8 protein-coding genes and 5 tRNA genes are annotated in these 11,003 nt (G+C 45.9%); all 13 read left to right on the top strand.

What is annotated here, in order from left to right:
• Nucleotides 1-82 precede the first annotated feature (82 nt).
• The 13 genes from ACTHRH_RS22015 to ACTHRH_RS21955 all read left to right on the top strand — a co-directional run bounded on the left by ACTHRH_RS22015 (nucleotide 83) and on the right by ACTHRH_RS21955 (nucleotide 10,890).
• Nucleotides 83-162, top strand: a tRNA-Leu gene (locus ACTHRH_RS22015).
• A 61-nt stretch (nucleotides 163-223) separates the two neighbouring features.
• A tRNA-Gly gene (locus ACTHRH_RS22010) sits at nucleotides 224-298 on the top strand.
• A gap of 4 nt (nucleotides 299-302) precedes the next feature.
• Nucleotides 303-379 (top strand) — tRNA-Arg (locus ACTHRH_RS22005).
• A gap of 28 nt (nucleotides 380-407) precedes the next feature.
• Nucleotides 408-481 (top strand) — tRNA-Pro (locus ACTHRH_RS22000).
• A gap of 49 nt (nucleotides 482-530) precedes the next feature.
• Nucleotides 531-601, top strand: a tRNA-Gly gene (locus ACTHRH_RS21995).
• A gap of 353 nt (nucleotides 602-954) precedes the next feature.
• Complete coding sequence (treC, locus tag ACTHRH_RS21990; RefSeq protein ID WP_144941748.1) at nucleotides 955-2,667, top strand: alpha,alpha-phosphotrehalase; 1,713 nt, start codon at nucleotides 955-957, stop codon at nucleotides 2,665-2,667.
• Nucleotides 2,664-3,377 carry a trehalose operon repressor gene (treR, locus tag ACTHRH_RS21985; protein WP_379289557.1) on the top strand — a complete coding sequence of 238 codons (714 nt, stop codon included), beginning with the start codon at nucleotides 2,664-2,666 and terminating at the stop codon, nucleotides 3,375-3,377. Before treC ends, treR begins: the two co-directional genes overlap by 4 nt.
• Before the next feature lie 26 nt (nucleotides 3,378-3,403).
• On the top strand, nucleotides 3,404-4,264 hold the full coding sequence (locus ACTHRH_RS21980; protein ID WP_379289559.1) for a carbohydrate ABC transporter permease: 861 nt from the start codon (nucleotides 3,404-3,406) through the stop codon (nucleotides 4,262-4,264).
• Nucleotides 4,254-5,075 (top strand): carbohydrate ABC transporter permease, encoded by an 822-nt coding sequence (locus ACTHRH_RS21975; RefSeq protein ID WP_225312826.1) that lies wholly within the window; start codon nucleotides 4,254-4,256, stop codon nucleotides 5,073-5,075. Before ACTHRH_RS21980 ends, ACTHRH_RS21975 begins: the two co-directional genes overlap by 11 nt.
• 55 nt (nucleotides 5,076-5,130) lie before the next feature.
• A complete protein-coding gene (locus tag ACTHRH_RS21970; RefSeq protein WP_440417663.1) occupies nucleotides 5,131-6,390 on the top strand; it encodes a sugar ABC transporter substrate-binding protein in 1,260 nt (419 codons plus the stop codon).
• Between the two features lie 200 nt (nucleotides 6,391-6,590).
• Nucleotides 6,591-9,380 carry a phosphoenolpyruvate carboxylase gene (gene ppc, locus ACTHRH_RS21965; protein WP_379289561.1) on the top strand — a complete coding sequence of 930 codons (2,790 nt, stop codon included), beginning with the start codon at nucleotides 6,591-6,593 and terminating at the stop codon, nucleotides 9,378-9,380.
• A 266-nt stretch (nucleotides 9,381-9,646) separates the two neighbouring features.
• A complete protein-coding gene (gene sigW, locus ACTHRH_RS21960; RefSeq protein ID WP_150960619.1) occupies nucleotides 9,647-10,219 on the top strand; it encodes an RNA polymerase sigma factor SigW in 573 nt (190 codons plus the stop codon).
• Nucleotides 10,220-10,284: 65 nt separating this feature from the next.
• Entirely contained in the window at nucleotides 10,285-10,890 is a 606-nt protein-coding gene (locus ACTHRH_RS21955) for a zf-HC2 domain-containing protein (protein WP_379289563.1), read from the top strand.
• The last annotated feature ends 113 nt before the right edge of the window (nucleotides 10,891-11,003 follow it).

The following is an 11,003-nucleotide window of genomic DNA, read 5'->3' as shown; positions in this document are numbered from 1 at the left end:
GCCATTAGCTCAGTCGGTAGAGCACCTGACTTTTAATCAGGGTGTCGGAGGTTCGAGTCCTCCATGGCTCACCATTTGATATGCGCGTGTGGCGGAATTGGCAGACGCACTAGACTTAGGATCTAGCGGGAGACCGTGGGGGTTCAAGTCCCTCCACGCGCATTCAAATAAACACTTGACTTTTCTAAGAAAACTTGTTATATTAGAATGCGTGATTGAAAATGCGGACGTGGCTCAGTGGTAGAGCATCGCCTTGCCAAGGCGAGGGTCGCGGGTTCGAATCCCGTCGTCCGCTCCAATAAGTGCCCTTAGCTCAGCTGGATAGAGCGTTTGACTACGAATCAAAAGGTCGGGAGTTCGAATCTCTCAGGGCACGCCACTTTCTTCATGCGGCGATATAACATCTTCGGGACGTAGCTCAGCTTGGTAGAGCACCTGGTTTGGGACCAGGGGGTCGCATGTTCAAATCGTGTCGTCCCGATATTTATGTCATGACTCCCACAACAAGACTCATCATTGTGGGTTATCATGCGGGTGTAGTTCAATGGTAGAACTCCAGCCTTCCAAGCTGGTAGCGTGGGTTCGATTCCCATCACCCGCTTCCAAAGATAACGAAGTGAACCTTGCTTAGATAGCAAGGTTTTTTTATTTAATTGGAAGCTGCTTGTTCCATACCGAGACAAAGCGAAGTTCAGATTCCGCAATGTTTAAAACTCCTTATCCGATAAGGAGTTTTTTATTTTTAATTGACCTGTTGCGACAGATCGTTATTTTTTTCCTGAATTATTTTATTGTCAAATGTCGCTCCTTATAATATAATCGAACCTGTATATACATGTTTGATTTAATTCGATCATTATATTGTCATTTTATTATATTTTTAAGGAAAATCATGTATATACATGATTTCATTTCGATGAATACTTAGCACGATTAACTAAAGGATGGATTGCATTGCATTTAAACAAGAGGCCGGAGAGCGCCTGGTGGAAGAAAAGTACGATTTATCAAATTTATCCGAAAAGCTTTATGGACTCCAACGGAGACGGAATTGGCGACATCAACGGTATTATTCAGAAGTTGGATTACTTCGTCAAATTGGGAATCGACGTCATTTGGTTAACTCCGATCTATGAATCCCCCCAAAGGGATAATGGGTATGATATAAGCAATTATCACCGTATTGACGAGAAATATGGGACGATGGAGGACTTCGAACATTTAGTTCAAGAGGCTCGCCGGAGAAACATTAAAATCATTATGGATATTGTAGTCAATCATACTTCAACAGAGCATGAATGGTTTAAGCAGTCTCGTCAATCGGAAAACAATCCGTATAGAAATTACTATATATGGAAGAAGACAGAGGATGGTAAAGAACCGAACAACTGGCAGTCTAAATTTGGAGGATCTGCTTGGAAATTCGATCCACAAACGGGCGCCTATTATTTGCATCTGTTTGATGAGACACAAGCGGACTTAAACTGGGAGAATGATGAGGTCAGACAGAAGGTCTACGATATCATGCACTTTTGGCTTCAAAAAGGGGTAGAAGGGTTCAGACTCGACGTCATTAATCTTATCTCGAAGGATCGAAGGTTTCCGGACGATGATTCCGGGGACGGAAGGAAGTATTATACGGACGGCCCCAGAGTGCATGAATGGATGCATGAGATGAATCGGGAAGTATTCTCCAAGTACAAGATGATCACGGTTGGAGAAATGTCATCGACTACCATAGACCACTGTATTAAATATACGAACCCCGAGCGTCAAGAGCTGAATATGGTATTCAATTTTCATCATTTGAAAGTCGATTATCCGAATGGAGAGAAGTGGGAGCTTGGAGACTTCGATCTCGTAGCCCTAAAGCAGGTTCTGTCGGACTGGCAGGTGGAGATGCATAAGGGCGGCGGCTGGAATGCGTTGTTCTGGTGCAACCATGATCAGCCCAGAATTGTAGGACGGTATGCCGATGACGGCGAGTATCATAAACAATCGGCCAAAATGCTCGCGACGACGATCCATATGATGCAAGGAACTCCTTTTATCTATCAGGGAGAGGAAATCGGGATGATTGATCCGAAATTTGACGATATAAACGATTATCGCGATGTGGAAACCCTAAACATGTATGAATTAATGAAGAGCGCCGGCAAGGACGAGCCGCAAATCATGGAGATCATCAAGAAAAGGTCGCGCGATAATTCACGAACTCCTATGCAGTGGAATGCATCCGTAAATTCGGGGTTTACAACAGGCACTCCATGGATCAAGACAGCTTCAAGCTACAAAAGAATTAATGTAGAAGCTGCACTGGAGGATGAGGACTCGGTCTTCTACCATTATCGGAAGCTGATCGACCTCCGCAAGAAGTATGACATTATCATTGATGGCGACTACCGGCTCATTCTGAAGGAAGATCCGCATATTTTTGCCTATATTCGGTCGGCCCCTGGAGAGAAATTGCTTGTGATCAATAATTTTGCCAATAAACGTTCGAGCTTCGAGCTGCCGGCAGATCTTGATTTAGATGGTTATAGAAGCGAAATATTAATTTCGAACTATGAGGATTCTTCAATGGATTATCGAAGGTTAAATTTACGCCCCTATGAATCAATTGTTTATCATTTGAAAACCTATGACAAGTTCGAGGAGGCGCCATGAACAAAAAGTATATGATGATATATCGCGATGTCATCGGAAAAATCGAGAAGGGAGAATACGAAGCGAATACCTTTCTTCCTTCGGAGAATGAGCTTGTCCTTCAATATGATACATCGCGGGAGACGGTACGTAAGGCGCTCAATCTTTTATCCCAAAACGGCTACATTCAGAAGATCCGCGGCAAGGGCTCCATCGTACTGGAGATCAAACGATTTAACTTCCCTATCTCAGGCTTGGTCAGCTTTAAGGAATTGTCCAAGCAGCTCGGAAGGTCATCCAAAACCGTCGTGGAGAAGTTAAAAATCATTAAGCCGGACCTGTTCCTTGCCACCCAGTTAGAAACAGACGAAGAGGATGAAGTATGGGAGGTTGTCCGGGTAAGGCATATCGGCGACGAAAGAATCATTCTGGACAAAGATTACTTCAAGAAGAAATGTGTGCCGGATCTGACTATCAAGATCTGTGAAGAATCGATATACGAATATATTGAGAAAACGCTCTGCCTGGAAATCGGATATGCAAAAAAGGTGATATCCGTTCAGGAAGCTACGGAAGAAGATAAACAATATTTGGACTTGCATCACTACAACATGGTGGTCGTAGTACAGAACTATGTTTATTTAAATGATACGACTCTGTTCCAATATACGGAATCGAGGCATACGCCGGATAAATTCAAATTTGTAGATTTCGCCAGAAGGAATTATTAGAAGTAGACGAGCCGACGAGGTGATGCATGTTGAGGTTCATGAAAAAATATTATTTGGAAATATTATTTGTCCTTCCGCTTTCCATATACATTCTCGGATTTACGATAATTCCGATCTTGAAGACGATTTCGATGGGCTTCCAGGATCCGTCGACCGGAGAGTGGACACTATCCGTTTATCAGTACTTATTTAATAAGCCTAACTTCTCCAGAGCAATCTGGAACACGATCGGGATCACAGTCATCGGTTTGACGATTCAGATTACGGCGGGACTTGGCATTGCCATAATTCTGAAGCAAACCTTCAAGGGCAAGGGCATTATCCGCTCTTTGGTGCTAATGCCGATGGGTATCCCTACCCTTGTATCCGGGGTTACTCTGCTTTACGTATTCGGAACCCAAGGTTATTTGAATGAATTGCTGTATCGTCTTGGTATGATTCAAGTCCCCATCAACTGGACAAGCGGGGATTGGAAGAGTCTGTTTGTTGTAGCTTTCGCCGATACGTGGAAGGTGCTCCCTATTGTAGTGCTGCTGCTTCTGGCGGGACTGGAGTCGATTTCCAAAGAGATCTATGAGGCAAGCAGCATCGATGGGGCATCGAAATGGCAGACCTTCAGAAACGTGACTCTGCCGCTGCTCAAGCCGACGATTACGATGACGATCATTTTGCGGGCCGTCGATTCCTTCCGGATTTTTGAATTGCCGCAAATACTGGTGGGTAAAGCGGTGCCGTTCCTATCGACATACGCTTACGAAGAGTACGCTTATAACAATCTGAGCGCATCTGGAGCAGCTTCGACCATACTGCTTCTCCTTATCGTCATATTCGTCTTGTTGTACCTCAAATTTGTTGATAGAGGGGAGGGGCTGAACGTTGGCAAGTAAAAGCTGGGTTTCCAGAGCAGGGCTTTATGCGGCGGTCATCTTTATAAGTTTCCTTATGATCGCGCCCGTATATATCCTGGTGAAAATATCGTTTAGCCAGCCCGGAGAAGTACTGACGCAGCATCCGACCTTTCTGATCCATGAGGTGACTTTTAAACATTGGAAGCAAATTTTCGAATCGGGCAACCTATGGCCGCCGTTAAGAAAAAGCTTTACGGTAGCGTCTCTTACAATGATTATAGCGATTCTAATCGTGGCGCCGGCATCGTATGCCATTTCCCGAATGGGCACCAAAGCGAAGTACGGCTATATCCTTACACTTTTCTTTACGAAGATGTTCCCTATTGTAGGGATTGCCCTTCCTATTTCGGTCACTTTCCTGAAATGGAATCTGCTTGACACGGATATTGGATTGGTGTTGGCGCATCTAATCGGACAGCTGCCGTTCATGGCATGGATTCTGGTCGCCAATTTCTCTTCCATTCCGATAGAACTTGAAGAAGCGGCTTATGTCGATGGAGCCACCAGAATGCAGGCACTGATCAGGATAATTCTTCCGGTTGCCATGCAAGGAATAGCGGTAGCCGCCTTGTATGTTTGGCTTAACTCATGGAACGACTTTACTTATGCGCTGTATCTGTCGCTCTCTACGAAAACAATGCCACTTCAAATTTACTATTACGTTGAGAGAGGAGGGTTCTTCCAGCAAGCCGCTTATGCGACGATACTTGCTATTCCGGTATTCATAATCACTTTTATTTTCCAAAGATATTTGAAGTCCGATTATTTAGGGGGCGCCGTCAAAGGGTGATATATCAGCTCTTAGCGGGAAAAAATACATTATACATCATCGGAGGGGTTACTGAATGAAAAGCAATATGAGCAAGCTACTGGCTGTAGGTCTCACAACAGTTATGGTATCCGGGGTCGTCGCAGGTTGCGCCAAGAACTCGACACCTTCGTCCGAAGGATCCGGAGCATCGGGAGAGCAGCCTAAAAAGCTCACGGTGACGATGGCATTAAGTGAAGAAGAATGGGCGGTTATGAAGCAGGACATTATTCCCGCTTTCGAAAAGAAGCATAATGCGAAAATCGAAGCGCTGCAGGTAGAGGCCCAGGATGTTGTGAAAAAGCTGGAGGCCATGAAGCAGGCTAACAAGATGGAAATCGACTTAATTGCCCAAGACGTGAATAATACATCGCTTCTTGTTTCCAAAGGGCTCGTGGAAGACTTGTCCGCTTATAAGGACAAAATTCCCGGTGAAGCGATCGAAGGATTGGTGACAGCGGGAGAATTTGATGGTAAAACTTACTTCCTGCCCTATAGACCAAACGTTGAAATCAATTATTATAACGAAAACAAATTCCAGCAGTATGGGCTAGAGGCGCCTAAAACCTGGGACGAGCTTCTTCATGTTGCAAAGACGTTGAAAGAGAAGGAGCAGCTCGGAAGAGTCGCCTTGAAAATCAAACTGACCGGCGATGTGATAGAAATCGTCGAATTTATTCGTCAAGCCGGTGGAGATCCGCTTGTATTAAATGACGAAGGAACGATTAAGGCCTATACTTACCTGCAGGAGCTGTGGCCTTATCTATCCGAAGATACGTTAAAAGCAAGCTTCAGCTCGACAAACAGCTTCCTGGCAAGCGAATCCGTATACTATGCGCCTAACTGGCCGTTTGGCGTGAATATTATCGTTAAAGACGGCGGCAAGACCGAGATTAAAGCGAATGCCGGCTTCAGCGGCCCCGAAGGCGCAGTTAAAACGTTGGGCGGAGAAGTAATGGGGATTCCGGTCGGATCGTCTAACAAAGAGCTGGCGCTGGAATTTATGGAATATTTAATGTCCAAAGAAGTTCAAGAGCAATTGATTACGAAGTTGGGTTGGCCTTCCTTTAGAAGCGATGTTTACGGCGAGGTAGAGGATTGGCAGAAGCCGTATTTCGAAGCGGTTCAAGAGGGCTTGAAAGTGGCCAAGCCGCTGCCTAACGTTCCTTATTGGGCGGATGTGAACAAGGCGATCAACGAATCGCTGAGTGAAGTCGTTACTGATAAGAAGGATGTTAAAGAAACTTTGGACAAATACGCCGAAATCATTCAAAAAGCGAAAAGCGAACACGAATAAGCAAAACATATTGACGTTGGAAAGAGACACCCGGGGGTGTCTCTTTCATATGTGCGAAACAGAAGGATCCTTGGAACTTTTCACTAAATCTATAAAGATGTATATTCATTCTGGATTTTTATGATAAAATAAATGAATGTGAAGAAATGTTCGCGGTTGAGAAAGCTCCTTAAGGTTATGACAAAAATGAGGTGAATTGGATGTCGGAAAGTACGAATGCACTAGCCAAGAACCAACCTAGCAGTTTACTTCGCAGAGATGTCCGCTTTCTAGGAAATATACTAGGCGATGTATTAGTGCATCAGGGCGGGAATGAGCTGCTTGAAATCGTTGAGAAGATCAGAGAGATGAGCAAGACATTGCGAACGCAATTTGATCGGGAGGTTTACAACGAAATTAAAGAAACGATCAAATCGTTCGATCCGGATATTCGCCACCAGGTCATCCGGGCGTTCGCCATTTATTTCCAATTAGTCAATATTGCCGAGCAAAATCACCGGATTCGCCGCAAGAAGGATTATGAGCGTTCTGCGGGAGAGTCTATCCAGCCGGGATCGATCGAAAGCGCGGTTAAAGAGCTTAAAGAAAGGAATCTGGCCGTAGACGACGTACTGGAAATTATGGGCCGTATCTCTTTGGAGCTGGTGATCACTGCCCATCCTACGGAGGCTACACGAAGAGCCGTATTGGATATTCACCGCCGGATTTCCGACGATGTAATGGAACTGGATAATCCCATGCTTACCGTACGGGAGCGGGAGCAGCTTCGCGACAGATTGTTGGCCGAAGTGTTGACTTTATGGCAAACCGATGAGCTTCGCGACCGGAAGCCGACGGTTCTGGATGAAGTGAGCAATGGATTATATTATTTCGACGAAACTTTGTTCGATGTGCTTCCGAATGTGTATGCAGAAGTGGAGCGCTGCCTGGAGAAATACTACCCGGGTGAAAATTGGCATGTCCCTAATTTTCTAAGATTTGGCTCCTGGATAGGTGGCGACCGAGATGGTAACCCATCGGTTAAGGCGAACGTAACGTGGCAAACTTTACTTATGCACCGTGAAGTAGCCCTGGCCAAATATGAAGAGGCGCTGCGTACGATGGCCAGTCATATGACCTTCAGCAAAAATATCGTCAGCGTTACGGATGAATTGCTGCAATCGATCGAGGAGGACCGTTCCCTCGTACAATTAAAGAAGGAAGAACCTTGGCGCAATGAGAAAGAGCCTTATCGGGTTAAACTGACCTATATGCTGGAGAAGATCCACAATACGGGCAGCCGTAATTCGGAAGAGGAAGGTAAATATTCGTCACCGAAGCAGTTTATCCAGGATCTGGAGATCATTGAGCGGAGCCTGAGGAATCATTATGCGGACTTTGTAGCGGATCATTACTTGCTGAAGCTGATCAGACAAGTGGAGCTATTCGGTTTCCATATGGCGAAGCTGGATATTCGACAGCACAGCAGAGAACACGAATCCGCGATGACCGAGGTTCTTGCACGCATGGGTATAGTCTCCAACTACTCAGAATTAGATGAAGCCGCGAAGGTTGAGCTTCTCACCGGAGTGTTGAATGATCCCAGGCTGATTACTTCTCCTTACATGGATTATTCCGAGTCTACCCAGGAATGTTTGGACGTGTTTAAGACGGTCAAAGAAGCACAGCTTCTCTTCGGCCAGGATTGCATCTCCAGCTACCTGATCAGTATGACGGAATCGGCCAGTGATTTGTTGGAAGTTATGGTATTCAGCAAGGAAGTCGGATTATATCGTCGTGAGAAGGACGGCAAGGTTCTGTGCACACTGCAGCCGGTTCCGTTGTTTGAAACGGTGGACGATTTGCACGCGGCTCCGGAAATCATGCGAACACTGTTCGAAATTCCGGCTTACCGGGCCAGCTTGGACGACTTGAACCCGCTCCAGGAAATCATGCTAGGATATTCCGACAGCAATAAAGATGGCGGAGTATTAACCGCTAATTGGGAGCTTCGTTCTGCTCTGGAGAACATCACCGAGATGGCTAACCAATTTGATATCAAATTGAAGTTCTTCCATGGCCGGGGTGGAGCTCTGGGCCGGGGCGGAATGCCGCTGTACCGGAGTGTTATGGCTCAGCCGCCTCAGACGCTGGGCGCCGGTGTCAAGATTACGGAGCAGGGAGAAGTTCTCTCCCAGAGATATTCCGTTAAAGGCATTGCCTACCGGAGTCTGGAGCAGGCAACCTCTGCTTTAATTAAAGTAGGAATGTACGCCAAGCTTTCACAGAATGAGGCTTGCGCCTCCGAGTGGGAAGAGATTATGGAGCAGATTTCGCAAGCTTCCCTGAACAAGTATCAGGACCTGGTCTTCAGGGACAAGGACTTCCTGACCTTCTTCAGAGAGTCTACCCCGCTTAAGGAGATTGGGGAATTGAACATCGGTTCGCGCCCATCGAAGAGAAGCAACAGTGACCGGTTCGAAGATTTGCGGGCAATTCCATGGGTATTCGCATGGACACAATGCCGTTATTTATTCCCTGCGTGGTATGCTTCGGGAACCGGCTTGCAGAGCTTCTATAACGACAAACCCGAGAATCTGGCCACGCTTCGGGAGATGTATCAGAAATGGCCGTTCTTCCGCACGACCATCGATAATTTGCAGATGGCACTAGCCAAAGCCGATTTGAATATTGCTAAGGAATATGGAAGAATGGTGAAGGATCCGTCCATCGCCGAGCGTATTTATGAACTAATTCGGGAAGAATATGAATTAACATCGAAGATTCTTCTGCTTATAACCGGGCAGCAAGAAATTATGGATAATGACCCTAACCTCCAAGAGTCTATTCGCCTGAGGAATCCTTATGTCGATCCTCTAAGCTATATGCAGGTAGAACTGCTTACAGAGTTAAGGGCAATTCGGGAGAAACAGGAAGACGACCCAACGCTGCTGCGTGAAGTGCTTCTGACCATTAACGGAATTGCCGCAGGAATGCGCAATACGGGTTAAGACCGGGCACTGGTCTCATCTAGAAACCCTTTTTTACAGTGGAGTCGGGAGCCTTCGGGTGCCCGACTTTTTATTTTGCTTTTTTGGATAAATTCGATTACGATACTAGTTGAAGTGTTTATAAGGATCCTTGCCTTGCCAATAGGATAGAGTCACATGATGAAGACCATTCTTGTCATCCTTGGGAATGGAGCGGGTCGGGCAAAGATGCTGTTATGCAATTAAGCTGCGTTCATATTGAGGCGCCGCTTGCTGGGGGAATGGCAGTGAATTATGTGGAAACGCGACTAGCTGAGCTGTCCCGCAATGGAGACCGCAAAGCATTCGCGGAGTTAGTGGACCTATATAAAGATAGAATTTATCATCTGGCCTATCGCATGCTTAGCCAAGCCCATGCCGCTGAGGATATTGTTCAGGAGACTTTTCTGCGCGTATATAAAAATTTGCACCGGTATGATGAAAAACAGAAGTTTTCCACCTGGATTTACCGGATTGCCACCAACTTATGTATTGACCAACTGCGCAAGCGCAAAGCAAATTACTCTTTAGATGCGGAAATGCCGGACGGGGAAGGCGCTGATTGGTATTCAATGCTGCCTAGTGATGATGTTTCACCGGAAGGGCAGATTCTTCTGTCCGAAACTCAGCAGCAAATTCGTTCAGCCATCGACATGCTGCCGGAAAAATATAAATCGGTTGTAATCCTCCGTTATTTGCACGATCTGTCGCTGCAGGAAATCGGGGAAGTGTTGGATATGCCTGTAACGACCGTAAAGACAAGGGTACATCGGGGACGTGAATATTTACGTAAAAGATTGTCACCGGAATTTGGCGATTAAAAAATGAAACATTCTGTAGTTTGTTTCGTATGGTAATAAACAATGGAGGAAAGGGGCAGTTCAATATGGATTGCAAGGGAGCCCTCCGATGGATTCACGACTATTTGGATGGGAATCTAGACAGGGCTGAGTCGCTTGAGTTGAAAGAGCATCTTATAGCATGCCCTGACTGCAAGCAAAGGTTTAAGCAGATGGAGCGCGCCGAAGCGATGATCCGGTCGATGCCTCGCATCTCTGCACCTGACGGCTTGACCAGCCGAATTATGGCCAGCCTCCCGGAATCAAGAAAGACAAATCGTTGGATCGATTGGATTAAACGCCATCCAGCCATATCTGTAGCCTCCGTTTTTTTGCTTGTCATGCTGAGCAGCTTTCTAACCCTTTGGAACCAGGATACGGATTTCGTCGTCAAGGGAAAGAACCTCGACCAAGTGGTGATTAAAGGAAACACCGTGTATGTGCCGGCCGGACATACCATAGTGGGCGACTTAATGGTGAAGAACGGCAATATCCAGATTGAAGGGGATGTCGAGGGAAGCGTAGTGGTCGTTGACGGAAGCTATCAGTTGGCTTCAACGGCTACCATATCCGGCCAAATCAAAGAAATTGACCAAGCGCTTGGCTGGCTGTGGTTTAAATTGAATGAAGCGTTCTCCTTGTTTTCCAAGTGATTGCCGGTGTGGCTTTCCAACCTCCCACTTATTTTCATAAAGGGGAGGTTTTTTGTTGAAAATATGATATGATTTAATATAAAGAGACAAAGGAATCCGCTGATTTTACTCGG

Origin of the sequence: Paenibacillus sp. SAFN-117, from assembly GCF_051966115.1 — a bacterium.
In the GTDB taxonomy this organism is placed as follows: domain Bacteria; phylum Bacillota; class Bacilli; order Paenibacillales; family NBRC-103111; genus Paenibacillus_L; species Paenibacillus_L residui.
Note: the sequence above shows the minus strand (reverse complement) of the source record. Positions and strands in the feature narration are given on the sequence as shown.

Excerpts from the sequence above, each read along its gene's own strand:
- ppc (WP_379289561.1), top strand. The coding sequence starts at position 6,591 with ATGTCGGAAAGTACGAATGCACTAGCCAAGAACCAACCTAGCAGTTTA.
- ACTHRH_RS21980 (WP_379289559.1), top strand. The coding sequence starts at position 3,404 with ATGTTGAGGTTCATGAAAAAATATTATTTGGAAATATTATTTGTCCTT.
- ACTHRH_RS21955 (WP_379289563.1), top strand. The coding sequence starts at position 10,285 with ATGGATTGCAAGGGAGCCCTCCGATGGATTCACGACTATTTGGATGGG.
- treR (WP_379289557.1), top strand. The coding sequence starts at position 2,664 with ATGAACAAAAAGTATATGATGATATATCGCGATGTCATCGGAAAAATC.
- ACTHRH_RS21970 (WP_440417663.1), top strand. The coding sequence starts at position 5,131 with ATGAAAAGCAATATGAGCAAGCTACTGGCTGTAGGTCTCACAACAGTT.